This is a genomic window from Sphingomonas kaistensis, assembly GCF_011927725.1.
Taxonomy (GTDB): domain Bacteria; phylum Pseudomonadota; class Alphaproteobacteria; order Sphingomonadales; family Sphingomonadaceae; genus Sphingomicrobium; species Sphingomicrobium kaistense.
Genome location: NZ_JAATJC010000001.1, coordinates 1,983,471 through 2,009,363, shown reverse-complemented (window position 1 = coordinate 2,009,363; position 25,893 = coordinate 1,983,471). Strand labels below are relative to the sequence as shown.

Annotated in this window: 28 protein-coding genes; 15 read left to right on the top strand and 13 right to left on the bottom strand. The window is 67.8% G+C overall.

All coding sequences use genetic code 11. The annotated features are described in order from the left end of the window. Positions 1 to 18 precede the first annotated feature (18 nt). The gene (locus GGQ97_RS09840; RefSeq protein WP_168069163.1) at positions 19 to 483 is read right to left on the bottom strand and encodes a Fur family transcriptional regulator; all 465 of its coding nucleotides are present in this window, start codon (positions 481 to 483) and stop codon (positions 19 to 21) included. 70 nt (positions 484 to 553) lie between these two features. Here GGQ97_RS09840 and GGQ97_RS09835 point away from each other — a divergent pair, with 70 nt between their 5' ends. Next, positions 554 to 1,249 carry a TMEM175 family protein gene (locus GGQ97_RS09835; RefSeq protein ID WP_168069161.1) on the top strand — a complete coding sequence of 232 codons (696 nt, stop codon included), beginning with the start codon at positions 554 to 556 and terminating at the stop codon, positions 1,247 to 1,249. On the opposite strand, the gene GGQ97_RS09830 is transcribed toward GGQ97_RS09835, so the two are convergent. After that, the gene (locus GGQ97_RS09830; protein ID WP_168069159.1) at positions 1,246 to 1,635 is read right to left on the bottom strand and encodes a MerC domain-containing protein; all 390 of its coding nucleotides are present in this window, start codon (positions 1,633 to 1,635) and stop codon (positions 1,246 to 1,248) included. The two genes, GGQ97_RS09835 and GGQ97_RS09830, sit on opposite strands and share 4 nt — an antisense overlap. A gap of 117 nt (positions 1,636 to 1,752) precedes the next feature. Here GGQ97_RS09830 and GGQ97_RS09825 point away from each other — a divergent pair, with 117 nt between their 5' ends. The 4 genes from GGQ97_RS09825 to rpsI all read left to right on the top strand — a co-directional run bounded on the left by GGQ97_RS09825 (position 1,753) and on the right by rpsI (position 4,374). Then, positions 1,753 to 2,868 carry a COX15/CtaA family protein gene (locus tag GGQ97_RS09825; RefSeq protein WP_245197933.1) on the top strand — a complete coding sequence of 372 codons (1,116 nt, stop codon included), beginning with the start codon at positions 1,753 to 1,755 and terminating at the stop codon, positions 2,866 to 2,868. Beyond that, complete coding sequence (gene cutA / locus GGQ97_RS09820) at positions 2,865 to 3,185, top strand: divalent-cation tolerance protein CutA (RefSeq protein WP_168069157.1); 321 nt, start codon at positions 2,865 to 2,867, stop codon at positions 3,183 to 3,185. Before GGQ97_RS09825 ends, cutA begins: the two co-directional genes overlap by 4 nt. 126 nt (positions 3,186 to 3,311) lie before the next feature. Beyond that, the gene (gene rplM, locus GGQ97_RS09815; RefSeq protein WP_168069155.1) at positions 3,312 to 3,791 is read left to right on the top strand and encodes a 50S ribosomal protein L13; all 480 of its coding nucleotides are present in this window, start codon (positions 3,312 to 3,314) and stop codon (positions 3,789 to 3,791) included. Position 3,792: 1 nt separating this feature from the next. Further along, complete coding sequence (gene rpsI / locus GGQ97_RS09810) at positions 3,793 to 4,374, top strand: 30S ribosomal protein S9 (protein WP_168069153.1); 582 nt, start codon at positions 3,793 to 3,795, stop codon at positions 4,372 to 4,374. A gap of 67 nt (positions 4,375 to 4,441) precedes the next feature. On the opposite strand, the gene GGQ97_RS09805 is transcribed toward rpsI, so the two are convergent. The 3 genes from GGQ97_RS09805 to GGQ97_RS09795 are packed head-to-tail and all read right to left on the bottom strand — an operon-like array spanning position 4,442 to position 6,491. Then, positions 4,442 to 4,873 carry a GFA family protein gene (locus GGQ97_RS09805; protein ID WP_168069151.1) on the bottom strand — a complete coding sequence of 144 codons (432 nt, stop codon included), beginning with the start codon at positions 4,871 to 4,873 and terminating at the stop codon, positions 4,442 to 4,444. Further along, on the bottom strand, positions 4,870 to 5,556 hold the full coding sequence (locus tag GGQ97_RS09800) for a DUF2238 domain-containing protein (protein WP_483414526.1): 687 nt from the start codon (positions 5,554 to 5,556) through the stop codon (positions 4,870 to 4,872). Before GGQ97_RS09800 ends, GGQ97_RS09805 begins: the two co-directional genes overlap by 4 nt. Further along, positions 5,466 to 6,491, bottom strand: a complete 1,026-nt coding sequence (locus tag GGQ97_RS09795) for an aspartate-semialdehyde dehydrogenase (protein WP_168069149.1) — start codon at positions 6,489 to 6,491, stop codon at positions 5,466 to 5,468. The genes GGQ97_RS09800 and GGQ97_RS09795 overlap by 91 nt, the downstream gene beginning before the upstream one ends. A gap of 59 nt (positions 6,492 to 6,550) precedes the next feature. On the opposite strand from GGQ97_RS09795, the gene GGQ97_RS09790 reads away from it, so the two are divergent. Beyond that, positions 6,551 to 8,806: a M20/M25/M40 family metallo-hydrolase gene (locus GGQ97_RS09790; protein WP_168069142.1), complete on the top strand. Its 2,256-nt coding sequence runs from the start codon at positions 6,551 to 6,553 to the stop codon at positions 8,804 to 8,806. Between the two features lie 63 nt (positions 8,807 to 8,869). On the opposite strand, the gene rplS is transcribed toward GGQ97_RS09790, so the two are convergent. The 3 genes from rplS to GGQ97_RS14380 are packed head-to-tail and all read right to left on the bottom strand — an operon-like array spanning position 8,870 to position 10,316. Then, the gene (gene rplS / locus GGQ97_RS09785; protein WP_168069141.1) at positions 8,870 to 9,265 is read right to left on the bottom strand and encodes a 50S ribosomal protein L19; all 396 of its coding nucleotides are present in this window, start codon (positions 9,263 to 9,265) and stop codon (positions 8,870 to 8,872) included. Then, positions 9,262 to 9,999 carry a tRNA (guanosine(37)-N1)-methyltransferase TrmD gene (gene trmD / locus GGQ97_RS14385; protein ID WP_168069140.1) on the bottom strand — a complete coding sequence of 246 codons (738 nt, stop codon included), beginning with the start codon at positions 9,997 to 9,999 and terminating at the stop codon, positions 9,262 to 9,264. The genes rplS and trmD overlap by 4 nt, the downstream gene beginning before the upstream one ends. Then, a complete protein-coding gene (locus GGQ97_RS14380) occupies positions 9,996 to 10,316 on the bottom strand; it encodes a hypothetical protein (protein WP_168069139.1) in 321 nt (106 codons plus the stop codon). The genes trmD and GGQ97_RS14380 overlap by 4 nt, the downstream gene beginning before the upstream one ends. Positions 10,317 to 10,375: 59 nt before the next feature. Between GGQ97_RS14380 and GGQ97_RS09770 the strand changes: the two genes are divergently transcribed. Next, positions 10,376 to 11,362 carry an NAD(P)/FAD-dependent oxidoreductase gene (locus GGQ97_RS09770; protein WP_168069138.1) on the top strand — a complete coding sequence of 329 codons (987 nt, stop codon included), beginning with the start codon at positions 10,376 to 10,378 and terminating at the stop codon, positions 11,360 to 11,362. 5 nt (positions 11,363 to 11,367) lie between these two features. Here GGQ97_RS09770 and GGQ97_RS09765 read toward each other — a convergent pair whose 3' ends face one another. Then, entirely contained in the window at positions 11,368 to 11,994 is a 627-nt protein-coding gene (locus GGQ97_RS09765; protein ID WP_168069137.1) for a histidine phosphotransferase family protein, read from the bottom strand. A 92-nt stretch (positions 11,995 to 12,086) separates the two neighbouring features. Between GGQ97_RS09765 and GGQ97_RS09760 the strand changes: the two genes are divergently transcribed. From GGQ97_RS09760 to GGQ97_RS09750, 3 genes are read left to right on the top strand one after another with little or no spacing between them, the layout of a single operon-like run. Further along, positions 12,087 to 13,043 (top strand): RluA family pseudouridine synthase, encoded by a 957-nt coding sequence (locus GGQ97_RS09760; RefSeq protein WP_168069136.1) that lies wholly within the window; start codon positions 12,087 to 12,089, stop codon positions 13,041 to 13,043. A 60-nt stretch (positions 13,044 to 13,103) separates the two neighbouring features. Continuing rightward, positions 13,104 to 14,009, top strand: coding sequence for an RNA polymerase sigma factor RpoH (rpoH, locus tag GGQ97_RS09755; RefSeq protein ID WP_168069135.1), 906 nt, complete (start codon positions 13,104 to 13,106; stop codon positions 14,007 to 14,009). A 39-nt stretch (positions 14,010 to 14,048) separates the two neighbouring features. Then, complete coding sequence (locus tag GGQ97_RS09750; protein ID WP_168069134.1) at positions 14,049 to 14,519, top strand: NUDIX hydrolase; 471 nt, start codon at positions 14,049 to 14,051, stop codon at positions 14,517 to 14,519. On the opposite strand, the gene GGQ97_RS09745 is transcribed toward GGQ97_RS09750, so the two are convergent. Further along, positions 14,516 to 15,739: a YihY/virulence factor BrkB family protein gene (locus GGQ97_RS09745; protein ID WP_168069133.1), complete on the bottom strand. Its 1,224-nt coding sequence runs from the start codon at positions 15,737 to 15,739 to the stop codon at positions 14,516 to 14,518. The two genes, GGQ97_RS09750 and GGQ97_RS09745, sit on opposite strands and share 4 nt — an antisense overlap. 179 nt (positions 15,740 to 15,918) lie before the next feature. Between GGQ97_RS09745 and GGQ97_RS09740 the strand changes: the two genes are divergently transcribed. The 4 genes from GGQ97_RS09740 to GGQ97_RS09725 all read left to right on the top strand — a co-directional run bounded on the left by GGQ97_RS09740 (position 15,919) and on the right by GGQ97_RS09725 (position 21,462). Beyond that, positions 15,919 to 17,946: an elongation factor G gene (locus tag GGQ97_RS09740; RefSeq protein WP_168069132.1), complete on the top strand. Its 2,028-nt coding sequence runs from the start codon at positions 15,919 to 15,921 to the stop codon at positions 17,944 to 17,946. A 119-nt stretch (positions 17,947 to 18,065) separates the two neighbouring features. After that, a complete protein-coding gene (locus GGQ97_RS09735) occupies positions 18,066 to 19,373 on the top strand; it encodes a cation:dicarboxylate symporter family transporter (RefSeq protein WP_168069131.1) in 1,308 nt (435 codons plus the stop codon). Positions 19,374 to 19,379: 6 nt separating this feature from the next. Further along, positions 19,380 to 20,168, top strand: a complete 789-nt coding sequence (locus tag GGQ97_RS09730) for an HAD hydrolase-like protein (protein WP_168069130.1) — start codon at positions 19,380 to 19,382, stop codon at positions 20,166 to 20,168. A 13-nt stretch (positions 20,169 to 20,181) separates the two neighbouring features. Then, complete coding sequence (locus GGQ97_RS09725) at positions 20,182 to 21,462, top strand: multidrug effflux MFS transporter (protein ID WP_168069129.1); 1,281 nt, start codon at positions 20,182 to 20,184, stop codon at positions 21,460 to 21,462. Here the strand turns inward: GGQ97_RS09725 and GGQ97_RS09720 are convergent. Beyond that, on the bottom strand, positions 21,365 to 22,261 hold the full coding sequence (locus GGQ97_RS09720; RefSeq protein WP_168069128.1) for a hypothetical protein: 897 nt from the start codon (positions 22,259 to 22,261) through the stop codon (positions 21,365 to 21,367). The two genes, GGQ97_RS09725 and GGQ97_RS09720, sit on opposite strands and share 98 nt — an antisense overlap. Before the next feature lie 47 nt (positions 22,262 to 22,308). On the opposite strand from GGQ97_RS09720, the gene GGQ97_RS09715 reads away from it, so the two are divergent. Next, a complete protein-coding gene (locus GGQ97_RS09715; RefSeq protein ID WP_168069127.1) occupies positions 22,309 to 23,346 on the top strand; it encodes a nucleotidyltransferase family protein in 1,038 nt (345 codons plus the stop codon). Here GGQ97_RS09715 and GGQ97_RS09710 read toward each other — a convergent pair. Together GGQ97_RS09710 and GGQ97_RS09705 are read right to left on the bottom strand one after the other, a co-directional pair. Further along, positions 23,336 to 24,712, bottom strand: a complete 1,377-nt coding sequence (locus tag GGQ97_RS09710) for an O-antigen ligase family protein (RefSeq protein WP_168069126.1) — start codon at positions 24,710 to 24,712, stop codon at positions 23,336 to 23,338. The genes GGQ97_RS09715 and GGQ97_RS09710 overlap by 11 nt on opposite strands. After that, complete coding sequence (locus GGQ97_RS09705; RefSeq protein WP_168069124.1) at positions 24,709 to 25,857, bottom strand: tetratricopeptide repeat protein; 1,149 nt, start codon at positions 25,855 to 25,857, stop codon at positions 24,709 to 24,711. The genes GGQ97_RS09710 and GGQ97_RS09705 overlap by 4 nt, the downstream gene beginning before the upstream one ends. Positions 25,858 to 25,893 lie beyond the last annotated feature (36 nt).

The following is a 25,893-nucleotide window of genomic DNA, read 5'->3' as shown; positions in this document are numbered from 1 at the left end:
ATAGGGCTTTGAGGCCGATCAGGCTTCCGCGCAATCCTCACAGGTGCCGCGGACTTCGATCACCGGGCGGGTCGGTGCGAAACCGCTCTTTTCGGCGGCCTTGCGGACGCCGTTGGAGATGCTGTCGTCGTCGATATGCTTGGCCTGGCCGCAGGTGTCGCAGATCAGAAAGATGCAATCGTGCAGGCAGCCCGGGTGGTTGTTGGCGACATAGGCATTGGCGCTCTCGACCCGGCGGGCGAGATTGGCGCCGACGAACAGGTCGAGGATGCGGTACACGCTATTGGCGGCGACCCGGCGGTCCTGCGCCTTGCTGACGGCCTCGGCGATGTCATAGGCGCTGGCCGGCCGGTCGAAGCCGGCAAGGGCGTCGAACACCGCTTCGCGCATGCCCGTCCATTGCTCGCCGCTCTCCGTCAGCCGGTCCCGCGCGGCGCTTTTGAGGTCCGCGCCGCCGTGGTCGTGATGATCGTGCCTGGCCATGCTCGTATATAGGCGCGCGGGACGCGGTTCCACAAGTGAACCAGTGGGCACCGTGGCCCGTTGCGACCCCATGTCGACTCCCCTCGATCCCCAGGCGCCGGTCCGGCGCGACGACCATGAGGGCGAAGGCGCGACCCGCGGCACCTCGCGGATGGAGGCGTTCGCCGACGGGGTGTTCGCGATCGCTTTCACCCTGCCCATCTTCAACGTCGCATTGCCCTCGCTGCAGGGCTCGGGCGCCGGGTTCGGGGCACGGCTGCTGGAGGGCTGGCCGGAAAATCTCAACTACCTGCTCGCGAGCATGGTGATCGGCTTATACTGGGTGCACCATCATTTCTCGGGCGCGATCTACCGCACGACCGGTCATTACTTCCTGCTGGCGACGGTGCTGTTCCTGACCATGATCGGCTACATCGCCTTTCCGGTGCGGGCATTTACCGAAAGCCTGCTGCATGCCGAGGCGGTGCCGGATTCGGCGGCATTCCTGTCCTGCAGCCTGGCGCTGACGTCTTTGACCTGGTTGCTGAAATGGACGGTCGGCAACGCGCATGGCCATGTCGATTCCCGGTTGGACCCGGCCTATCTGGCGCGGCTGACCCGCCGTTACCGGGCGATCACGGCCTGGAACGTCCTGGCGGCGGTGCTGGTGTGGCTGTGGTGGCCGGTCGGGATCACGATGAGCTGGATGGGAGTGCTGGCCAAGCTCCAGCCGCCCGAAACGCCGCGCTACCTGACCGAGGCGCCGGTCATCGAGGGCGAAGGCTAGGCCCGGCGGCCGAACGGATGAGCGGTGCCACGGCGGTTGAGGTCGTGGCCGAGCGCGAGGATCAGCACGCCGAGCATGGTCGCCACCGCCTCGGTTCCGTCATGCGGCAAGGTCAGCGAGCCGGCCATGACGCCAAGCCCCATGCCGCCGACCGCGCTGGGCATGACAAAGCCATGCTCGAGGATGCCGCGGCCAAGCGCGAAGGCGCCGAGCGCCATCGCCAGGGTCAGGCCGATCTCATGGATCCAGTGCGAGCCGAGCAGGCCGCCGAACGCCGACATGAAGGCCAGCAGCACGGTGGTGGCGATGCAATGGACTAGGCACAGCCCGGACAGGCCGATGGCCATCCGGTCCCACAGGTGAGTCGAGGCGTGTGTGTCACTCATGATCGCGTGCCGATGTTATAGTGCAACATTGGACAGGTTACAACGTCTCGCGATGCTTTTGTTGCTCCGATCGGGTGGACAATTGGTCCGCTTGCCCGCGTTCCGCGAGGCGACCATATGGCCGCCCTGATGACCGACGCCGCCCTGCCCCGCCCTACCGCTCGCCCGCTTGCCGTCTCGAACTGGCTGCTGAGCCTGTGCGCGCTGATCTTCGTCATGGTGGTGGTCGGCGGGATCACCCGGCTGACCGAAAGCGGGCTGTCGATCACCGAATGGAAGCCGATCAGCGGCGCGATCCCGCCGATCACCGAGGCCCAGTGGCTGCGCGAGTTCGAGCTCTACAAGCGGATCCCCGAATATCAGCAGATCAACAATGGCATGAGCCTGGCCGACTTCAAGAACATCTTCTTCTGGGAGTGGGTGCATCGCCAGCTTGGCCGGGTGATCGGGCTGGTCGCCTTGCTGCCGCTGCTGTGGTTCGCGGTGAAGAAGGCGATTCCCCGCCGTTACGGCTGGCGGACGGGCAGCATCTTCCTCCTGGTCTGCGTGCAGGGCGCGATCGGCTGGTGGATGGTGGCGAGCGGACTGACCGAGCGGACCGACGTCAGTCACGTCCGGCTGGCCGTACACCTGCTGACGGCGCTGCTCATCTTCGGCTTCACCCTGTGGACCGCGCTCGACCTGCGCTCCGAGGGGGCGGTGCCGCGGCGGATTCCGACGATTGGGCTGTGGGCATTTGCGGCGCTGGCCCTGCAATTGCTGTTCGGGGCTTATGTTGCCGGGCTGGACGCCGGCTACGCGTTCAACAGCTGGCCGCTGATGGGCGACGAAATCTATCCCAGCGCTGCTCCGTGGCTGGAGCCCTTCTTCCGCAATTTCGTCGACAATCCGATCACCGTGCAGTTCATCCACCGCTGGTGGGCGTTCGTGGTGCTGGTGTTCGCGGTCGCCCTTGCCCGCCGCGTCCGCACGCTGAGCCGGCGCCATTCGGCCGCACTGCATGCGGCGATCGGCCTGCAGATCCTGCTCGGCATCGGGACTTTGCTGTCGGGAATGAACCTGCATGTCGCGGTGGCGCACCAGGCGACCGCGGTGCTGGTGGTGGCAAGCTTCGTTGCGGCGGTCCACCGTCTGGCAGGTGCGCGCGCGACTGCCTCGACCCTGCCCGGCACCAGGGGCTTCGAGGATGAACCCAACTTTCCGCTGGTCCCAAGCGAGGCAGAGGCACGATGAGCATCGCCACCGTCTATTGCGTGTTCGCCGACGATGAAGAGGCGCGCCGGATCGGACGGCTGGTGGTCGAGGAAAGCCTCGCCGCCTGCGTCAACATCATGGCGCCGTGCCGGTCCTTCTACCGATGGGACGGCCGGGTCGAGGAGGCGCGCGAGGTCCCTGCCCTGTTCAAGACCACCGACGACGTGGCCAACCGGCTGGTCGAGCGCCTGACCCTGCTCCACAGCTATGATGTCCCGGCGATCACCGTCTGGCCGGTCGATCGCGCGCTGGACGGCTATGAAAAGTGGGTCGCGCGAAGCGTGCTCCAGGCATAGGGTAACATTTTACCCGCCCGAAAAGCCGCCGTTTTGCTTGACTTTCGGCCCCCTCGACGCGATTAGGCCCGCACAAGCGCTGCCCGGACGGGTGGCGTTTTCCTGTTTGAAAAAGGGTTTTCAGCCATGAAGGCGCTGATGAAGACCACCAAGTCGGCGAAGCCGGCTGAGGTCGAGAAGAAGTGGCATCTGATTGATGCCGAAGGTCTGGTCGTTGGCCGCGTGGCCACGCTGATCGCCAACATCCTGCGCGGCAAGCACAAGCCGAGCTTCACCCCGCACGTCGATTGCGGCGATCATGTCGTCGTCATCAACGCTGACAAGGTGCGCTTCACCGGCCGCAAGCTGCAGCAGAAGATCTACTATAAGCACACCGGTTATGCGGGCGGCCTCAAGGAGACCACTGCGGCCAAGGTGCTCGAAGGTCGTTTCCCCGAGCGCGTCCTCGAAAAGGCCGTCGAGCGGATGATTCCGCGCGGTCCGCTCGGCCGCGACCAGATGCGTGCCCTGCACCTCTACAACGGGACCGAGCATCCCCATGCCGGCCAGGACCCGCAGACGCTCGACGTCGCGTCGATGAACCGCAAGAACAAGGTGGGCGCATAACATGGCCGACAAGAAGTCCCTCTCCGATCTCGCTGCGCTGACCAGCCAGCCGGCTCCGGAAGCCGAGAGCGCTGCTCCGGCCGAGAACGCCGGCACCGAAGGCGCCGAAGCCGCTGCCCCGGAAGCGAATGACGAGCCGCAGCCGTTCGTGCCGGCCGTGTCCGACGCCCCGCTGCGCGAGCAGCAGCTCGACAAGTATGGCCGCGCCTATGCGACCGGCCGCCGCAAGGACGCCGTTGCGCGGGTCTGGCTGAAGCCGGGTTCGGGCAAGATCGTCGTCAACGGCCGCGACCAGGAAGTCTATTTCGCGCGTCCGACCCTGCGTCTGGTCATCAACCAGCCGTTCGGGATCACCGATCGTGCCGGCCAGTATGACATCATCGCCACCGTCAAGGGCGGCGGTCTGTCGGGCCAGGCCGGCGCGGTGCTGCACGGCATCGCCCAGGCGCTGTCGCGCTACGAGCCGATCCTGCGCACCACGGTAAAGCGGGCCGGTTTCCTGACCCGCGATTCGCGCGTCGTCGAGCGCAAGAAGTACGGCAAGGCGAAGGCCCGCCGCAGCTTCCAGTTCTCGAAGCGCTAAGCGTCTCCCATCCTCATGCCGGAAAGGGCGTCCCGTTCGCGCGGGGCGCCCTTTTCTTTTGGTGGCGTCAGCGCTCGGCCTTGGCCCAGCGCTCCTGCAGGGCCGGATATTCGTCGCTGCGGGTCTCCGGCAGACCTTCGGTGTTGAGCCAGGGGCGGTGTATGCTCTCGGCACCGAAGTGATAGTGCGGCGTGAAGACGCTCGGGTCGTCGAACGAGGCGACGGTCAGGTCCATCTTCTCAGGCGAATCGATGTAGCGAAATCCGAGGCTGGTGCCGCAGGTGGCGCAGAACGGACGCTCGGCGATGGCGCTGCTGCGGTACCAGTCGGGCTCGCCGTCCCATTTGATCGTCGCGGTGGGGAGGACGACCATCGCGATGCTGACGTTGCCGGTGGCGCGCTGGCACAGTCGGCAATGGCAGAGATAGGCCTTTTCCTCGCCCACCTCGGCCGTGAAGCGTTTAGCACCGCACAGGCAGCCGCCGGTCATGGTTGTCATCTCTTGCTCCTTCCGACGAGCGACAGCGTGGCCAGCGCCAGGATGTTGCCGGCCAAGGCCAGCGCCATATCCTTTTGCGCGTCGAAGCCGTCGCCCTGCTGGCCATTGTAAGCCTCGGCGGACTCAGGTGCCATGAGGAGAGCGAGGCTCCACTCGAATATCTCGTAGACGGCGCTGACCGATTGCACGGCAAGGAAAGCGAACAGCAGCGCCTTTCCCGCCAAATAGCCGGCATGGCGCCGCGCAGCCTCGGCCAGTGGTAACGTCCACAGCAGACCGAACAGGAAATGGATCAACCGGTCGAAGTGGTTGCGCCCCTCCTCCGCCAGCCCAAGCCATTCGCGATAGGGCACGAAACTGTAGCTCCACCGCGCCGCCAGCAGGTGGAGGCCGATGAACAGCGCCAGGCAAGCCACCGAGGCTGTCGACAATGGCCAGCGCCGCAACGCCGCCCAAGCAGCCGGCAGGAACAAGGCGACCGGCCCGACCTGCAGCCAAGTGTTCTGGGGATAGAGCGCTCCCCAGGCGCTCAGCGGAATGCCGAGCGCGAGAAGAGCCAGTAACGCTTGCTGAGAACGCGGGAGGGTCAGGCTCAGCCCTTCTGCAGGTGCTTGCGGCCCAGCAGCTCGGCGATCTGCACCGCGTTCAGCGCGGCACCTTTGCGCAGGTTGTCGCTGACGCACCACAGGTTGAGGCCGTTCTCGACCGTCGGATCCTCGCGGACGCGGGACACGAACGTGGCATAGTCGCCGACGCACTCGACCGGGGTGATGTAGCCGCCGGGCTCGCGCTTATCGATCACCATGACGCCGGGCGATTCGCGCAGGATGTCCTGCGCTTCCTGGGCGCCGATCTCGCGCTCGAACTCGATGTTGATGCTTTCCGAGTGCCCGACGAACACCGGGACACGGACGCAGGTCGCCGTGACCTTGATCCTGGGATCGAGGATCTTCTTGGTTTCGACCACCATCTTCCATTCCTCCTTGGTCGACCCGTCATCGAGGAAATCGTCGATGTGGGGGATGACGTTGAAGGCGATCTGCTTGGGATAGAAGGCGGACTCGGCGCTGTCGCCGACGAAGATGTTGCGCGACTGGTTGAACAGCTCGTCCATGCCCTGCTTGCCGCTGCCCGACACCGATTGGTAGGTCGAGACGACCACCCGCTTGATCCCGGCAGCATCGTGCAGCGGCTTCAGGGCCACCACCATCTGCGCGGTGGAGCAATTGGGATTGGCGATGATGTTGCGGGCCTTGTAGCCGGCCAGCGCCTCGGGGTTCACCTCGGGCACGATCAGCGGGACGTCGGGGTCCATCCGGTAGAGCGAGCTGTTGTCGATCACCGTGCAGCCCGCCGCCGCTGCACGCGGAGCATGGGCCTTGCTGGCAGCCGATCCGGCGGCGAACAGGGCGATGTCCCAACCGGTGAAGTCGAAGTTGTCGATGTTGACGACCTTCAGCTCCTCGCCGCTGTCGCCGAAATCGATGATGTCGCCCTGGCTACGGCTGGAGGCGACGGCCGCGACCTCGTCCAGCGGGAATTGCCGCTCGGACAGGATCTGCAGCATTTCGCGCCCGACATTGCCCGTCGCGCCGACCACGACGACCCGATAACCCATGCTTGTTCTCCTTGGGGGCGGCCTTATCCTGAGCGCTGGCATGTGGCGAGGGGTGACGGATGCGCAAGATCTGGTTGCTGGCGCTGATCGTCACCGGATTGCTGCTGGGGATGGCGGCGACCCGCTGGCTGAGCCTCCCGCCTCCGCTCCGCACCGAAGCCGCCGCCGGCCAGTTCGACGCGGTGCGGGCAAAGGCGCGGCTGGCGCGGGTGCTGGGGAACGAAGCGCCCCACCCCGCCGACAGCGCCGCGAGCGACGGCGTCCGTGAGCGGCTGGCCGCCGAGATCCGCGCGCTGGGGCTGGAGCCGAGGGTCGCCGACCGGTTCGCCTGTAACAATCTCCAGAAGTCGAGCGGCGTATCCTGTTCCAGGGTGCGCAACGTCCTGGTGACGATCGGCGGTGGGCTTCCAGGCAAGCACCTGCTGGTCAACTCGCATTACGACAGCTCGACGGTCGGCCCGGGCGCAAGCGATGCCGGGCTCGGGGTCGCCTCGATGCTGGAGGTGGCGGCGCTGCTGAAGGACCGCCCGCTGCGGCGCCCGGTCACCTTTCTCTTCAACGAGGGCGAGGAACTCGGGTTGATCGGTGCCCGTGCCTTTCTCGATGCCGATCCGCTGAGCCGCAACGTCGATACCCTGATCAACCTCGAAGCACGCGGCACCACCGGGCCGGTCAACATGTTCGAGACGTCGGAGCCCAATGCAGGGGCGGTGGCGCTGTACCGGAACGCCGTTCGGAGCCCCGTAGCCAACAGCCTGGCGGTCAGCGCCTATCGGCTGATCCCCAATTCGACCGACGTCAGCACCTTTGCCGAGGACCGGCAGTGGCTGACCCTGAACTTCGCCCCGATCGGCAACGAGACGCGCTATCATTCGCCTGGCGACGACCTGGCGGCGATGGATCCGGCGACGTTGCAGCACATGGGGGACCAGGTGCTGCAGGTCGCGAGCGCGGTGGCGGGACAGGATGGCGTCGACATGAGGAAACGAGACGGTGAGCGTCTCTTCATGAACGTCGGCACGCGTTGGCTGATCAGCTTTGCGCCGCCATCCTTGTTCAGCCTCGCGGCGCTGGTCCTGCTGGTCGCCAGCACCTCCCTGCCGGGGCGCGGGGAGAATGGCCGCGGGGTGCTGCGCGGTGTGTTGACCGCCCTTCCGCTGCTGCTGATCGCGCCGCTCGCCGGCGCGGCGGTCGCCTGGATCGGCGTGACATTGGTCGGAAGCGTCCGCGAGGGACAGTTCTGGCGGGCCCACCAGCCGCTGAGCGAGCTGGCGATCTACGCCGGGGTCATCGCCGCCGGAATCGCCCTGCTTGCAGCCATGCGCGGCTGGACGGTGCCGCAGCTGCGCCGAGCCTGGTGGCTGCTGTTCGTCCTCGTCGGAATCCTGTTCAGTGTGTTTGCGCCGGGGGCGATGGTCTATTTCATCATCCCGCCCGTGATCTTCTCGCTCGGAAGCCTGCTCGGTCGTCGCTGGCCCGGGGTCGAGACTGGGGTGGCCGTGCTCGCCGCGCTGGCCCTGTTCGTGACGATGGGCGCCGCGCTGGGACTGATCCAGGATCTGGTCAACTCGGGACCGCTGTGGATCCTCGCGCTGTTCGGCGGGATGGTGCTGATGCCGTGGCTGATCGAGGCGAAGCCGTTGCTCGGAAGCGCGCGCTGGTCGCGGGTGGCGGCCGTGGCGGCCGCTTTTGCCGCGCTGGCGTGGTTGCCGGCAGCGCTTGCTCCTGCCTACAGCGCCGACCGGCAGCAGCAATGGACGCTGCAATATGTCGTCGGCGCCGGGCCGGACCAGCCGTTCTGGTCGGTGGTCAACGACCGTAAGCCCTTGCCCGAAGCGTGGAGAGAATTTGGCCAATGGCGGCTCGGCACGCTGCCACTCGGCACGCGCCAGCGCTGGCTGTCCCCGGCTCGGCCAGTCGAGGGATTTGTCCCGGCTCGCGCGCTGCCCGCGGAAGCGGTGGCGCGACCGGGTGGGCGGCGGGTGCGGCTGCGGCTTCAGGCCAACGGTGCCGACAGCATCGTCCTGCTCGCGCCCGAGGGGGCGGCGATCGCCGGGCTCGGCATTCCAGGACAGGTCCGCGCAATCGACTCCAAGGGCACCAAGGGCCCTTACACCCTCAGTTGCACCGGTCGTTCCTGCGACGGCCAGGTGGTCGAGCTGCTGGTCGGGCCGCAGCCCGTGAAGCTGCAGGTGACGGGCACGCGCTGGGCGCTGCCCGCCGCCGCTGCGCCGCTGATGGCCGCGCGGCCAGCCCACGCCCGGCCGCAATATCAACCGGATGCCACCATCACCATCGAACGCATCCGGATCTGACGCGCACAAGAAAAAGGGCCCGGCCATGCGGCCGAGCCCCTGTTTCTTGCCTTGAGCGGCGCCTTACTCGGCGGCTTCGGCAGCCTTCTTGGCCGGACGCGGATCGCGGCGCTCGGCGATACGGGCCGACTTACCGGTGCGGCCACGCAGGTAGTAAAGCTTGGCGCGGCGCACGACACCGCGGCGAACGACGGCGATCTCTTCGATCGACGGCGAGTAGAGCGGGAACACGCGCTCGACACCTTCGCCGAAGCTGATCTTGCGAACGGTGAAGTTGGAGCCGATGCCCTTGTTCGAACGGGCGATGCAGACGCCCTCGTAGTTCTGGACGCGGGTGCGCTCGCCTTCGACGACGCGGACGCCGACGCGGAGCGTGTCGCCCGGGCGGAATTCCGGAATGGCGCGCTTGGCGGTGAGCTCGTCGATCTGCTCACGCTCGAGGGTCTGAATAAGGTTCACTTCGATCTACCTTCGTCTCGTTGCCGCGCACCAGAGGGCGACGCCTGCGAGACGCCCCCATGGCGCTCGTACAGGTCCGGCCGCCGTAGCCGTGTATCCTCGATTGCCCGGGCCTTACGCCATGCGGCAATCTTCGCATGATCCCCCGATCGCAGCACTTCGGGGATCGTGCGCCCTTCCCACTCTTGCGGTCGGGTATAATGCGGATGTTCGAGCAGCCCCGTTTCGAAGCTCTCGTCCACACCGCTGTCGGGGGCGCCCATTACGCCGGGAAGCAGCCGAACGCAAGCATCGAGCAGCACCATCGCGCCGAGTTCGCCGCCCGACAGGATGTAGTCGCCGATCGAGACGGGTTCGACGGCACGGGCCTCGAAGATGCGCTCGTCGAAGCCTTCGAACCGCCCGCACAGGATGATCGCGCCTTCGCCCGCCACGAAGTCACGGACGCGGCCTTGCGTCAGCGGGGCGCCGCGCGGGCTCATCGCGAGGATCGGGCGGCCGTCTGCCACGCTGTCGATCGCGGCCGCGAGCACGTCGCAGCGCAGCACCATCCCCGCCCCGCCGCCGGCCGGCGTGTCATCGACGGTGCGATGCTTGTCGATCGCGAAGTCGCGGATGTTGGTGGTGTCGAGGCTCCACTTGCCCGTGTCCAGCGCGCGGCCGGCAAGGCTGGTCCCGAGCGGCCCGGGAAACATGTCGGGGTAGAGGGTGAGGACCGAGGCGCGGAAGGTCACCGGCGAATCCCTGCGACGACCAGCGACGCCGATATTGCCCCCGCGATAAGCGTGAAGGCGGTGCCGAGCAGGCCGACTGTCAGCAAAACGGCCTCGAGCAGCGAATCGTCCCAAGGCGAAACCAGGAGCAACGTCGTCGTCGCGATCGCGCAGAGGAGCGGGAGCGGCAGGGTGGCGGCAAGAACCAGGCGTTTGGCCGACCAGCCCGCCCGCCTGCGCTCCATGAAGGCAGCGAGCAGGCCCGCGAGGATGACCGCAAGCGCGACCACAGTCAGGCCGAACGGATGCGTCAGAAAGAGGCGGATGGGCTCGATCACGCGACGCTACTAGACATCGCCTAAGGAACCGCCAAGGCATGCCGCTCATTGCGGCGCTCATGGCATCCCAAGAACCTCACGACGTCCTGATCATCGGCGGCGGCCCGGCCGGTCTGACCGCCGCCATCTACCTTGCCCGCTTCCACCTCGACATCGTGGTGGTTGACGAGGGCAAGAGCCGGGCGAGCTGGATCCCCTGCTCCCACAACCATGCCGGCTATCCCGACGGGATCAACGGCAAGGAACTGCTCGAGCTGATGCGCACCCAGGCGCAGAAATATGGGACGAAGATCGAGACCGGGCGGGTGCACCGGCTGGACAAGGACGAGGACGGGCTGTTCACCGCCGATTGCGGCGGCGGGCCGCAACGGGCGCGCGCGGTTTTGCTGGCGACTGGGCTGACCAACCGCAAGCCGCCGATGGACCCCGAATTGCACGACGAGGCGATGGCCCGCGGCCTGATCCGCTATTGCCCGATCTGCGACGGCTTCGAGGTCACTGACAAGAAGGTCGGCGTGATCGGATCGGGCAAGGGCGGGGTTGGCGAGGCGATCTTCCTGCGTTCCTACACCGCCGACGTGACGTTGATCGCCCCCGACAAGAAGCTCGAGATCAGCGCCGAGGACCGCGACAAGCTCGAACAGGCCGGAGTGACCCTCGTCGACGGCCCGGCCGAAGCGATCGGCTGCATCGAGGAGTGCATCACGGTCGACACCGCCGAGGGGTTGCTGAGCTTCGACAGCATCTATCCGGCGCTGGGGTCCGACACCCATACCGGCCTGGCGGAAATGGTCGGGGCGAAGATCAACCCGGAGGATTGCTGCCTGGTATGTGACGAGAAGATGCGGACCAGCGTCGAGGGGCTGTATGCCGCCGGCGACGTGGTCCACGGTCTCGACCAGATCAGCCACGCGATGGGCGAAGGCGGGCAAGCCGCCACCACCATCCGCAACGACCTTGCCGCCAAGCGCCCCATGTTGCGCCAGCCGGTGGTGCCGGCCGACAGCGATACAAAGCGGGAAATGGCCGAAACCGGAGAGGGCTGACCGCCCTAGAAGGAAGCGCCGATCATCAGCACCGGGCTGTCGGCTGGCGAGATCTGCAACTTGCCGCCCGCTTCGCTGATCAGCGCATGGGCGAGCCACGCACCGGCGGCCCGCGGCTCGACCGTGCCGGCGGCCCCGCGCTCCAGCGTGGCGCGGAGGTTAGGGTCGAGCAGCAGGCGCGGGCCTTCGGCGCGGATCACGATCTCGGTCCCGCTGGCGCTCTTCTCGGCACCGATGTCGAGCTGACCGCCGCGGACCAGCGCATCGCCGGCGACCAGCGCAAGGTTGAGCAGCACCTTGACCGCTTCCTTGGGCAATTTGTCGGCGGCGACCATCCAGCCAAGTTCGATCTTCTTCTCGGCCCCGAACAGGCCTTCGAGCGCGGTGCGCGCCTCGCGGGTGTCAATCTCTTCTCCGAAGCCGCCCGCCGCACCGAAGGCGAGGCGGAAGAACTTGAGCTTCGAGGCGCTGGCCTTGGCGCTCTCCGCGAGCAGCTCGAGGCAACGTTCCCGCATCTCCGGGTCCTGCTCGTCGGCCATCAGCTCGAGGCCATTGTTGAGCGCCCCGACCGGACTGAGCAGATCGTGGCACAAGCGGGAGCAGAGCAGACTGGCGAGTTCGATCGCGTTCATGGGCGCGTGTCGTGGCTGATGACGGTCATTTGTTCAACCCAATGCGTGGCGACCTTGAAAGTAGCGGGGCGGTTCCTAATTTATCCTATCCAATGACCGGGGGGTCCGACATCATCGACGTGGCGCTGGACGCCGGACACGCGGGCTGGCGCCTCGACCGCGCGCTTGCCGACGCCCTTCCGACGATGAGCCGCGAGCGACTGAAAAGCCTGGTCAAGGCTGGCGCGCTCGACCGTGGCGGGGCCCTGGTTCGCGATCCCGCGCTCAAGGTCGACGGCTCCGAACAGTTTCGCCTGACCGTGCCCCAGCCTGAACAGGCGAGCGCTCCGGCGCAGGACATTCCGCTGGTCATCGTCCACGAGGACGATCACCTGCTGGTGGTCGACAAGCCCGCCGGGCTGGTGGTGCACCCTGCCGCCGGCAATCTCGACGGGACGTTGGTCAATGCCCTCCTTCACCATTGCGCCGGCCGGCTCAGCGGCATCGGCGGGGTGGCGCGGCCGGGGATCGTCCACCGCATCGACAAGGATACGACCGGCCTCCTGGTAGTGGCGAAGACCGATGTCGCCCACGAGGGGCTGGCGCGGCAATTCCAGGCGCACACCATCGACCGGCGCTACCTGGCCGCGGTCGGCGGCCGTCCGGCCAGGATGGAAGGCAGCGTCGATGCCGCCCTCGCCCGCTCGCCGCATGACCGCAAGAAGATGGCAATCGTCGATGCGGATCGCGGCAAGCGCGCGGTGACCCACTATAAGGTCCTGGGGGTGAACAACGTCGCGGCGAGGATCGAATGCCGGCTGGAAACCGGGCGGACGCACCAGGTGCGCGTCCACATGGCCAGTATCGGCCATCCGCTGCTCGGCGATCCGGTCTACGGCCGCGCCCCGGCGCAGAAGCTGCGTGAATTATTGAACAGGCTCAACTTCCGGCGCCAGGCGTTGCACGCTGCACGGCTTGGCTTCGTTCACCCGGTGACGAAGGACCGTCTGTCGTTCGAGAGCGCCGTTCCGCAGGATATGCAGGAACTGTTCAGAGCGCTTGGGGTATAGGATTTCAGGTGTCAGAGTGGTGGGGAAAGCCGCTCCGACAGGCAAGGACGTGATTTCAAGATGGCACAAGCAAAGGCATTATCGATCCCAGCGGGCGCCGGCGAAGTCGGACTCAACCGCTATCTGTCTGAGATCAAGAAATTTCCGATCCTTGCCCCGGAAGAAGAATATATGCTCGCCAAGCGCTGGCGGGAGCATAACGACACCGACGCCGCGGCCAAGCTGGTGAACAGCCACCTGCGACTCGTGGCCAAGATCGCCATGGGCTATCGCGGCTACGGCCTGCCGGTCAGCGAACTGATCAGCGAGGGCAACATCGGCCTGATGCAGGGCGTCAAGAAGTTCGAGCCCGACCGGGGCTTCCGCCTGGCGACCTACGCCATGTGGTGGATCCGCGCGAGCATCCAGGAATTCATCCTGCGCTCGTGGTCCCTGGTGAAGATGGGCACCACCGCCGCGCAGAAGAAATTGTTCTTCAACCTGCGCCGGATGAAGAACCAGATCGACGCGTTCGAGGAGGGCGACCTCAAGCCTGCCGACGTGACCAAGATCGCGACCGATCTCGGAGTCACCGAGGAAGAGGTCATCTCGATGAACCGCCGCATGTCGATGGGCGGCGACACCAGCCTCAACGCGCCGCTCAAGGGCGACGAGGGTGCCGAGAGCCAGTGGCAGGACTTCCTGGTCGACAACGGCCCGCTGCAGGACGAGCTGGTCGCCGACGAAGAGGAAAAGCAGGTCCGGCACATGCTGCTGACCAATGCGATGGAATCGCTCAACGAACGCGAGAAGTTCATCCTCACCGAACGCCGTCTGGCCGACGATCCCAAGACGCTGGAGGAATTGAGCCAGGTCTATGGCGTCAGCCGCGAGCGGATTCGCCAGATCGAGGTCCGGGCGTTCGAGAAGCTGCAGGCCGCGCTGATGAAGAGCGCGACCGAGCAGCGGCTGCTTCCCGCCGAATAGTCACCACTCGCTAACCATGATGGAGTAGTGGAGCGCCTCATGGGCATCCACACTCCGTTCTGCCGCTTTCTCTACACGCTGGAAGTGCCGCGCCTCGGCGGCAAGCCGGCCCAGGCCGGTGCGCTGTGCTGGCGCCGCCACGAAGGGCGGCTCGAAGTCCTGCTGGTCAAGGCCAAGTCGTCGGGGCGATGGGTCCTCCCGGCGGGCTGGGCCCTGCGTGGCCGACCCCTTGCCGCCACCGCGGAACGTGAGGCCTGGGAGGAGGCCGGGGTCAGCGGCACCGTCGCCAACACCGTCCTGACGGTGGTCCCCAAGCGCAAGCGCTACCGGCTGGCGGGCGAGATCGAGTGGCAGATGGCGGTGTTTCCGCTGCGTGTCGAAAGCGTGGCCGAGGATTATCCCGAAGCCGACGAACGGCAGCGCGGCTGGTTCGCGCCCGAGGAAGCCGCCAAGCTGGTCCATCCCTCCTCGCTCGGCCCCGTCCTGCGCGACATCGCCGCGGGGCGCTAGCGGCGGTTCAGCAGCGCAAGTCCGGCAGCGGTCACCAGCAGCAGCGCACCGGCCTTTTCCGACCCGCGCTTCCTGAGGAACCCGAGGCCAAGCGTCGCCAGCCCCGAACTCAGCATCGAGATCCTGCGTGCGCCGGCCAGCTGTCCGGTGCGTGAGGCGAGGCGGCTGGCGAGATAGGGATGGCCCCTGTCGTCTTCCCGCTGCGGTGCAACGACTTCAATCGGGCGGGCGTCGACCGGCGGCCGCTCTTCATTTTCCTTCTGGACGACGTGATCGGCGCCAAAGGTCCCGCGCGCACCCGGCGATTGCTCGCCCGGTTTTGCGAATGTGTCTCTGGCGGTCTGGTGCTCGACCTCGCTGTTGAGCTCGGCACCGAAGATCAGGACATAGCTCGAGAGGTAGAGCCAGGTCAGCAGCACCACCACGCTCGACAGGGCGCCATAGGTCGCTCCGTAGCTGGCGAAGTTGCGGACGTAGAAACCGAACCCCAACGTGAGCAGCAGCCACACCACCGCAAAGAATAGCGAACCCGGGGTAAGCCAGGTCCAGCGGGCACGCTGGCGGCTCGGCCCGTAGCGATAGAGCGTCGCCGCGGCCGCCGCGGCCATGGCGCCCAGCATCGCATAAGTGACGGCCGAGAACAGGAAGCGCCCGACCGGTCCGGCGGCGGGAAGCAGCCTTTCGACCGCCGCCAGAATAGCGATCGCGACGCCGACCACCCCCACCATGATGATCGCGCCAAGCGTCATCGCCAGCGCCAGCATGGTCGATTTGACGATGCCGCGCTTCTCCTCCGCCCCGTAAGCAATGTTGAGGGCGGTGACGATCGCGCCCGCGGCGTTGCGCGCCCCCCAAAAGGCGACCGCGATGGCGAGGAGGAGGCCGAGGCCCTTCTTCTCTCCCGACGTCTCGACGACGTTCAGCATCTGCTCGCCGATCAGCTTGGCGGCTCCGCCCGGCAGGAAGGCGGTCAGCCCCTGCGCCTGTCGGACCACCGCCTCCGGCGTCGTGAACAATCCGTAGGTCAGCACCGTCGCGCCGAGCAGCGGGACCAGCGCCAGGAAGAAATAGAAGCCGACTCCCGCCGCGACGATCCCGACATTGTCCTTGCCGACCTGACTCCACGTCCGCTTGGCGATCTCGATCCAGCCCTGCGAGGGAATGTCGGTCGGCGATGTCGCGGATCGGCCCTTGTCGCGGGCTGCGGCGGCACTGGCCATGAGGGGCGGAACTCCGGGGGGTCAGAAACGAAAATACGATAATCGCCCAACCGCCGGTTTGCGGCGACCGTTCCCCTTGCCATCCATGTCCAACAGGCAGACCCTTGCCCTCCCCTGGCGCGTGAGGCGCCCACAGCGACTCAGCGCGCCGCAACCCGGACGCAAGGAGAGTTGCAACCATGCATGAGGCCATCACAGGCACGAGAGCCATCGCGCTGGTCGGTCCGGCGGGCGCAGGCAAGACCTGCCTTGCCGAGGCGATGCTGTACGCCAGCGGCACGATCGACCGGCAAGGCGACACCGCCGCCCGGAACAGCGTCGGCGACTGGAGCCCGGAAGCTCGGGCGCGGGGCGGATCGACCGAACTCAACCTGATGGGGTTCGACTGGCTGGGCGAGCATTTCGCGCTGATCGACGTACCGGGCGGAACCGGCTTCCAGGCCGATGGCGCCCGCGCACTGGCGCTGGCCGATCTGGCAGTGGTGGTGGTCGATCCCGATCCCGCCCGCGCACCGCTTGCAGCGCCGATGCTCCGGCTGCTCGACGAGCTTGGCCTGCCCCACCTCATCTTCGTCAACCGGATCGACGGCGCGCGGGCCTCGATCGGCGAGCTGCTGGAAGCGCTGCAGCCGCTGAGCGTGTCGCCGCTGATCGCTCGTCAGGTGCCGATCACCACCGGCGACAAGGTCACCGGTTTCATCGACGTCGCGCTGGAACGCGCCTTTCATTACCGCCCGGGCAAGCCGTCCGAGCCGATCCCGATGCCGGCCGAACTGGACGCGGTCGAGGCCCAGGCCCGCACCCGCCTGCTCGAACAGCTTGCCGACCATGACGATGCCCTGCTCGAGCAGGTGCTGATGGACGAGGTGCCGGAGCCTGCCCGCGTGTTGGACGACCTTGCCCGCGAAACCAGCGAAAACCTTGGCGTGTCGGTGCTGTTCGGGTCCGCCTCGAGCAGTTTCGGAGTGCGGCGGCTGATGAAGGCGCTGCGCCATGAGGCACCCGCTCCGTCGGCGACTGCCGACCGGTTGGGAGTGGATCGGCCCGCCGTCCATGCAGTCAAGGTCAGCCATGCCCACCAGCTTGGCCGGCTGGTCATCGGCCGGCTGCTCGGCGGCCCCTTGAGGGAGGGGCAGGAACTGGCCACCGCCGACGGCCGGACGCTCAAGGCAAGCGCGATGTTCGCGCTGCAGGGCGAGCGCAACCAGCGCCTGGGCGAAGCGCCCGAGGGCGCGGTCGTGGCGTTTGCCAAGGCCGACTCCCTGCACGCCGGCGACTGGGCCGGAACCGGGCCGCTGCCCCCTGCCCTCGATGTGCCGCTGCCCTCGCGCAACATGCGGGCCGCGATCCAGCCGGCCGACCGCAAGGACGACGTCAAGCTGTCGGGCGCACTCCACAAGCTGGCGGAGGAGGATCCCACCCTCCATGTCGACCATGACGAAGAGGATCACGCTTTGGTCCTGTCGGGGGTCAACGAGGAGCAGCTGGGCGTCGTCCTGGCCCGGCTCAAGCGGCGGCACGGGGTCGAGGTCACCCAACGCACGCCGCGGGTCCGTTACCGCGAATCGATCCGCCGCGGCGTGACCCAGCGCGGACGGCACAAGAAGCAGTCTGGTGGCCATGGTCAGTTCGGCGACGTGGTGATCGATCTGTCCCCCCGCCAGCGCGGCGAGGGCTTTGCCTTTGCCGAGCAAATCCACGGCGGCGCCATTCCCCGCCAATATGTCCCGGCGGTCGAGCAGGGTGTTCGCGACGCCTGCGGCAAGGGCCCGCTCGGCTTTCCGGTGGTCGACGTTGCGGTGACCCTGACCGACGGCAGCTATCATAGCGTGGATTCAAGCGAGCTCGCGTTCCGTACCGCCGGCAGGATCGCGATGCAGGAGGCGCTTTCCGCCGCCCAGCCGCATCTCCTCGAACCGGTGCACAAGGTGATCGTGACGACGCCCTCCACCGCCGCAAGCAAGGTCGGAAGCGCGCTTGCCGCGCGGCGCGGGCAATTGCTTGGCATGGTCCCGCGCGACGGCTGGTCCGGGTGGGACCGGATCGAGGCGCTGGTGCCCGAAGCTGAACTGCAGGGGCTCGAGGGCGAACTGCGCAGCCTAAGCCACGGCCTTGCCACCTATGAGGCGGGCTTCGATCATCTCGCGGAGCTCAACGGCCCGCTCGCCGAGAAAGTGGTCAGGAACGGGCAGGTCGAATTGGCCTGAGGTTCGAAGGCGGGGGCCCGGGACGAACCGCTCCGGGCTCCCGCACCGGCCTCAGCCCTTGCGTTCGCCAGCTTTGGGCTTCAATCCCGGGCCAACTGTCGTTGCAAGGACTTTCCCGCGTGGCCAAACGCCTGACCTGGTACATCCTCTTCGCCCTCGTTCTCGGCCTGATTACCGGCTGGGCGATCAATGCGGGGGTCGGCGACGCCACGCCCGAGGGCAAGGCGCAGCTTGAAGCGATCGCCGGCTACTTCGGGATCATCACCACCCTGTTCCTGCGCCTGATCAAGATGATCATCGCGCCGCTGGTGTTCGCAACGCTGGTCGCGGGCGTGGCGCATATGGGCGATACCGCGGCGCTTGGCCGGGTCGGGGCGCGGACCATGGCCTGGTTCATCACCGCCAGCCTGATTTCGCTGACGCTCGGCCTGATCCTGGTCAATACGCTGCAACCGGGCGTCGGGCTCAACCTGCCCTTGCCGCCGGTCAATGCGGCGAGCGGCGTCGACACCTCCAACTTCGACCTCGCCAAGTTCGTCACCCACGTGGTGCCGGCGTCGGGCATCGAGGCCATGGCCTCGAACGAGATCCTGCAGATCGTGGTCTTCTCGCTGTTCATCGGCGTCGCGATCACCGCGGTCGGCGAAAAGGCCAAGCCGCTGGTCCGCGCGGTCGAGGGCCTGGTCGAGGTCATGCTGGTCGTCACCGGCTATGTCATGCGCCTGGCCCCGTTCGCGGTGTTCGCCGCGGTCGCCGCCTCCATCGCCGAAAACGGACCGGGGGTGATCATCACCTTTGGCCAGTTCATCGGCAGCTTCTACCTTGGCCTGGTCATCCTGTGGCTGCTGCTGTTTGGCGTGGCGTTCGTCGCGGTTGGCAGCCGGGTCACCCATCTCGCGCGGTACATTCGCGATCCGCTGGTCCTGGCCTTTTCCACCGCCTCGTCGGAAGCCGCCTACCCGCGCACCTTGGAAGCGCTCGACAAGTTCGGCGTACCGCCGCGCATCGCGAGCTTCGTCCTGCCGCTGGGCTACTCGTTCAACCTCGACGGCTCGATGATGTACATGACCTTCGCGACGATCTTCATCGCGCAGGCCTATGGGATCGATCTGTCGATCGGACAGGAGATCCTTCTGCTGCTGACCCTGATGGTCACCAGCAAGGGCATCGCCGGGGTTCCGCGCGCGAGCCTGGTGGTGATCGCGGGCAGCCTGGCGATGTTCAACATCCCGGAGGCCGGCCTGCTGCTGATCCTGGCGGTCGACCATTTCCTCGACATGGGCCGCTCGGCTACCAACGTCGTCGGCAATGCCGTGGCGAGCGTGCTGGTCGCCAAGTGGGAAGGCCCGCTCGACGTCGAGGAATCGCCGATCATCGAGCATCCGGCGGCGCCGAGCCACATGCCGCCGCCACCACCCGAAACCTGACCGCCGGTGGACCTCAACGCGCTGCCGGACCGCTACCGGCTGATCCTGTGCGACCTGTGGGGCTGCGTCCATGACGGCTTCGCCATCTTCCCCGGCGTGGCAGACGTGCTGGCCGCATGGAAGCAGCAGGGACGGACGGTGCTGTTCGTCACCAATGCGCCGCGCAGCGCCGACGCGATCCGGGACCAGCTGCTCCGCCTCGGGCTCGATCCGGCGCGTAACGACGGAATCGTCACGGCGGGCGAAGCCGGACTTGCCGCGGTACGGGGGCGCCCGGTGGGATTTTGCGGGACGGCGGCCGATCTCGCCGACCTTACCGCGCGCGGGCTGGTCGTCGCCGATGGCGGATTCGCCGAACTGGCCTGTGCCGGCCTGGATGTCGGCGAAACGGTGGAGGATTATGCCGGCCGCCTTGCCGAATGGCGGGCGGCGGACGTCCTGATGCACTGCCTCAACCCCGACCGCATCGTGCATCACATGGGCGAGGTGATGGTCTGCGCCGGTGCGCTGGCAGACGCCTACGAGGCCTTGGGCGGGCGGGTGATCTGGTACGGCAAGCCCTATCCCGCCATCTACCAGCACGCGCTGAAGCTGGGCGGCGACCCTGACCGGGGCGCGGTGCTGGCCATCGGCGACGGGCTCCAGACCGACATGGCGGGCGCCGCGGCATTCGGGATCGACGCAATATTCATCGCGGGCGGCATCCATGCCGGCGAGGAAGCCCGCTTCGCCGATGGCTGGCGGCCGATCTCCACGGTGCCGAGCCTTGGAACCAGCACCCCCGGCGGCGCGTAGAGCAGCCTTCCCAATGGTCTCCCTTCATCACCCCTCCCCGCTCGGCTCCGGGCCCCGTCCCGGCGCGCGCGAGACGATCGCGCTGCTCGCCGCGCTGATGGCGCTCAATGCGGTGGCGATCGATTCGATGATCCCGGCGCTGGAGGATATCGCCAGCCACCTTGGCGTGACCGACGCGAACCGCCGCCAGCTGGTGCTGATCGTCTACACCTTCGGGTTCGGTGTCGGGCAGCTGTTCTGGGGCCCGCTCGCCGACCGCTTCGGGCGCAAGCCGATGCTGACCATCGGCATTTCAATCTACGTCGTCTTCGCCTTCCTCTGTTCGGCCGCGCCGACGTTCGAGATCCTGATCCTCGCCCGGGTGTTCCAGGGCGCCGCCGCGGCCGCCACGCGGGTGATCGTGCTCGCCATGGTCCGCGACCTGTTCGAAGGCGAGGCGATGGCCCGGGTGATGAGCCTGGTCGCGATGGTGTTCATGGTCATCCCCGTGCTTGCGCCGAGCATCGGGCAGCTGATCCTGACCGTCGGCCCGTGGCAGGCGATCTTCTGGGCGCTCGGGTTGTTCGGCATCGTCGTCGGGGTGTGGGCCTTCCTGCGCATCCCCGAGACGCTGAAGGACGAGCATCGCCGGACGCTTGGGCTCGGCGACCTGCTGGAGGGCGCCCGCGCGGTCGTCACCGATCGCCAGTCGCTTGGCTACACCCTGGCCCAGACCGCCCTCTTCTCGGGCCTGATCGCCTACATCGCTTCGATCCAGCAGATCGTCTTCGACGTCTTCCGTCGTCCCGAACTGATCGGCATCGTATTCGGCGCGGTCGCGGCCCCGATGGCACTGGCGAGCTTCACCAACAGCAAGCTGGTCGGCCGCTACGGGCTGCGGCGCGTGGCGCACACCGGCACGGTGGCCTTTTCCCTGTTCGCGCTCGGCCATGCCACGATCGCCACCTTCTACGGCGAGGACCTCACCGGCTTCGTGATCGGCCAGGCGCTGGTGCTGGCCAGCTTCTCCTTCTGCGCGGCGAACATGAACACGCTGGCGATGGAGCGAATGGCGCCGCAGGCGGGCATGGCTTCGTCGATCCAGGGGGTCGTCAGCACCGTGCTTGCCGCGCTTGCGGGCTTTGCCATCGGCCAGGCCTTCAACGGCACCCAGATCCCCTACCTGTGGGGACTGGCGATTTGCGGGGCGAGCGGGCTTACCCTTGTCCTGCTGACCGATCCGCGTCGTCTGTTCGAGCGGTTGCAGCCCGCGCGTGATCAAGCAGGGCGTGGCCCAGCCCATCAAGCTGGCTGAGGTCGCGCGGGCGTTCGAGGCTGAAGACCGGGACCGAGGCCGCGATGCGCGCCACGGCCTGCCAATGCCCCGCCGCGCCGCCGACCTGTTCGACATAAGCACCGCGATAAGTGTGGTCGAACAAGGCTCCGGCCGCGGCCGCGCCGCCCAGGCGGTGGATCGCGATGCCCGGCCCGTCGCTCAGGACATAGATGCACCCCAGCGGCAATTCGTCCGCTTCATGGTCGCTGAGCGGGACCGGCAGGTCCCACTTGTCGAAACCGGGATCGACGTAGCTAGGCTCAAGGCCCTCGCTGCCCAGCCCGAAGGTGTCGAGCGACTGGCGCCACAGGCGAACCCGCGGCGGCCCGGGCAGCGCGACCATTCCTTCGCCGGTCGGCTTGAGGGCGATCACGTCGTCCCCGACCAGCCCGAGCCCCTGCCGCGAGAACCAGGCGGCAAGGGTCGACTTGCCCGCCCCCGTCGCACCGGCGACCGCAATCGCCCGGCCGTCTAATGCCACGGCATTGGCGTGAAGCGGGAACAGCCCGCGCTGATGCAGCAGCAGCCCCATTGCGCTGCCAAGCAGGAACAGGCGCACGTTGCGCTCGGGAATGCCGGGCAGCGCATCGACGATGATCTCCCGCCCGGCGCGGACCACGAACGAGCCGGCCTCGGGGATGACGAGGTCGGCCTCGGCTCCGACCGAGCCGCGGCAGATGGTCACGTCGACCGCCGAGCCCTCGGGCGCGGCGACCAGCCCCGGTAGCGGCAGTTCGCTGGACAGGGTCAGTCCGAACAAGCGAACGAGACTTACCATGCACGGCCCCGGTGGCTTTCGCCCGCGCCGCCGCTAAGGACTGCGGCATGGAGCCGATGCTCGCCCTTCTTGCCGATTGCTGCCGCCCCGGGCTGAGCGATGCCGACCTTGCACTGCTCGGACCCCGGCTGGCCGCTGCGGACGGCGCCCGGCTGGCGACGCTCGCCAGGCGTCACCGTGTCGAAGGGCTGGTTTGGAAAACGCTGACCCGGGCAGGTATCGTGCCGCTGGGTGCCCAGCCGATCGGCGCTGCGGCGCGGCGGATCGCGGCGGACGGTTTCGCGATGGTGGTGGAGAGCGGGCGCGTTCATCACGCCTTCGCCAGCGCCTCGCTGCCGCATCTTTTCGTCAAGGGCCAGACGCTCGGCGCGCTGGCGTGGGGCGATCCCCTGATCAAGCAGCAGCTCGACATCGACCTGCTGGTGCCGCCAGGCGCCATTGGCAAGGCGGCCCGGCTGCTCGATGCGCTGGGCTACGTCCAGCAGGTGCCCGACCCCTCGGTCGATCCGGTCGACTGGCATCGCGCCCGCAAGGAAAGCCAGTGGCGCAGCGACGATGGAATCCTGCTCGACCTGCACAGCCGCCTCGGCGACCATCCGTCGCTGCTGCCGGGCGCGGTGGCGACGGTCACCCCGCGAATGGTGGAAGTGCGCGGCAGGCTCACGCTGCCGACCCTGCCCGAGCGGCTGCTGCTGCCCTATCTGGCGGTGCATGGCGCTTCCAGCGCCTGGTTCCGCCTCAAGTGGCTGGCCGACTTCGCCGCCCTGGCAGCGCGGACCCCGCCCGAACAGCTTGCGGCGATCGCCGACCAGGCTCCGCGCCTCGGCGCCGGTCGGACGGTGGCGGCCGGCCTGATCCTCGCCAATCGGCTGCTCGGGACCAGGCTTCCCGACGGGCTCGAGGGCGATGGCGCAACGCTGCGACTGGTTCGGATCGCGCTGGGGGCGATCACCAATCCCGGGGAGCCGACCGCACAGCGCTTCGGCACAATCCCGATCCATCGCTCGCAACTGCTGATGGTCCCGGGATCGCATTACTTCCTCAGCGAACTCACCCGCAAGTTCGGGCTCCTGCTTACCCGCTGAGAGGGCCATCGTCGTCCAGCGTCAGATGGCGGGGCGCACGGTCCTGCCCACGAGAGCGCGACCGGCTTTCGCTCGAATGGCTGCGCGGCTCCGCCATGAAGGCGAGCGACAGGGCAAACACCGCCTGGATCGCCGCATCGCGGAGCGGATAGTCAACCAGGCTGTGGGCCAGGATCGCGCCCGACGCGATGGTCGCCGCCAGCGCCGTGAGGTCGGGCTTGGGCGCCCGCCACAGGCGAAGCGCACGGGTCCCCCACCACAGCAAAAGCGCGCCGAGCAGAAGCGCCCCGAGCAGGCCGGTTTCGAGGATCCATTCCAGCGGATCGCTGTGGGCGTGGTTGATGAAGAAGGAATCCACCAGCGCCGGATTTTCGTACAGGCGATAATAAGTCTGGAAGCTGCCCAGCCCGGTCCCGGCCGGGAAGGTATCGCCGATCGCGGCAAGCGTGATGCGGTAGATGTCGGACCGGGTGGCAAGCGAGGTCGCATTGCTTCCGGCGTCCGTCAGGACCCCGATCCCGACCATCGCCGCCAGCATCAGCAGCAGCGCGACCCCGGCGAGCAGCCGCGGGACCTTGCCGGTGTTGGGCAAGGCGACCGCAAGGCTGGCGAGCCCCACCGGCAGCAGCAGGCCAAGCCCGGCCATCGACCCATTGAGGATGATGCCAAGGAGGATCACCGCCACCGCGCCCAGCGCGATCACGATCCGGCCAAGCGCCGCGGACTGGCGCTTGCGGCCCTCCTGCTGCTGCTGGCCGATCAGCGCGCCGAGGAACGGCAGGGTGGCGAGCAGGAGGGTCGCCTGGTGGTTGCTGTTGGCGAACAGCCCGGTTGCCCGCTCGGTATTGTAATTGTCGAACAGGTAGGGCCCGCCCTGGCTGAGCTGGACCGCGCCGAGCAGGACCGAGACACAGGTCCCGCTGACCAGCGCCGCCACTGCCCAGCGCGAACGATAGGCACCGAGCACGACCACCGCCGCGATCACGCCGAGGGGGACCGCAAGCAACGGGAGGGTCGACAACGTCTGGGCCGGAGCGAGCGACAGCGGAAGCCACGGCAAGGGCTCGCCGCGCAGCACGAAGCCTTCCACCGCCGGGGCGCGGCCCGGCAGCACGCTCCACCATTGCGGGGGAAGCGGTATGAGCTGGAGAAGGACCAGGGCGAACCATAATCCGCCCAGCCACAGCAGGAGGCGACCGGCGCTGGTCGGATGGCTCCGCCGGCTCGACAGCAGGGCCCAGGCGATCAGCGACAGGCCGCCGACCTGCAGGATCAGGTTACGCCAGATCCCCTGCGGACTGCCGCCAAGCAGCAGGCAGGCGATCAGGAACAGCGGCACCGCCAGGTGGCGAACGGTCATGCTCATGGCGTGGCCATCACCGGATTGAGGGCGACCCGGACAAGTTCTGCGGAGGTCGTGCGCGGGAATTCGCCGAGACGTCCCCACAATGCCACGCGCTGCGCCGGGCAATCGGCGGGAACGTCCAGAAGTTGTGCGCTCGCGGGCGCGGAGACCGGCCAGGTGGCAAGCGGGCGCGCGCCCTGCAGGCAGGTCACGCGCCATTCGAACGTGCCGGGCGGGGGCGTCCCGGCGAACTGGGCCTCGAAGCGATAGCGGCCAGCCGGCAGCAATAGCAGGTGGTCGGCAAGCGAAGCATCGGCCCGGCCATAGAAGACCAGCCGCAGCGGACCGCCCGAGACCGGCTCGACCACCCCGTCCGACGTCGCGGGCAGGCGCCAGGACAGCGGCCCGGCCTCGTCGCCGGCGGACCAGGGCGTGAGCGCCGTGCCGCCGCCGCGAACCCGCGCGGCGGCGAGCAAGGCGCGTGCCCCGCCGACGTTGCCACCCGCGAGTTGCCGCTCGAAGGCGTTCCGGAACCACTCCTCCCCGCTGTCCCCGCGCCCGGTCAGCAGGCGCAGCGAGGTGGCCGCGGAGGGGTCTTGCGAGAGGTTGATCATGACCGACTTGCGAAGCGCCGCATTGCCTTGCAGCATCGGGCGCACCTCGGCGATCTTCGAAGGATCGCGCAGGTAGATCGCAAGCGCCGCCGCGAACGGCTCGGCACCGCCGCCGCGGATCCGGCGGCCGAGCACCCCGACATGGACCAGCGCGTCGCCGACCCGCTGCTCGCGGACGTAGAGGTCGGCCAACAGGAAGTGGGCGGCGGACGAGCGCGGCTCGCGGTGGAGCGCGGCCTTCAACAGCTTTTCGCCCTCCTGCCGGTCGCCGGCAGCAAGACGCGCGGTCGCCGTCACCAGCAGCGGATCTACGGCAAGTGGATCGGCCCGCCCGACGCTGCGGATCTGCTCCAAAGCCTGCGCGTCCGGCGCCCGGCCTTCGCGGGCCGCGGCACCGATGCTGGCAAGGGCGAGGGTCGCTTGCGGCACGGGATGCGAGGGCCACACGGCGTGCGCCGCAGCCGGACGTCGCTCACCTTCGGCGGCGACGAACGCCGAACGGCCGGCCTGCACCGCAAGCAGCAGGACCGCTGCGAGCCCCAGCCATTCCAAACATGATCGCCGAGCCGACGCGGCCCCCTCTCCCCG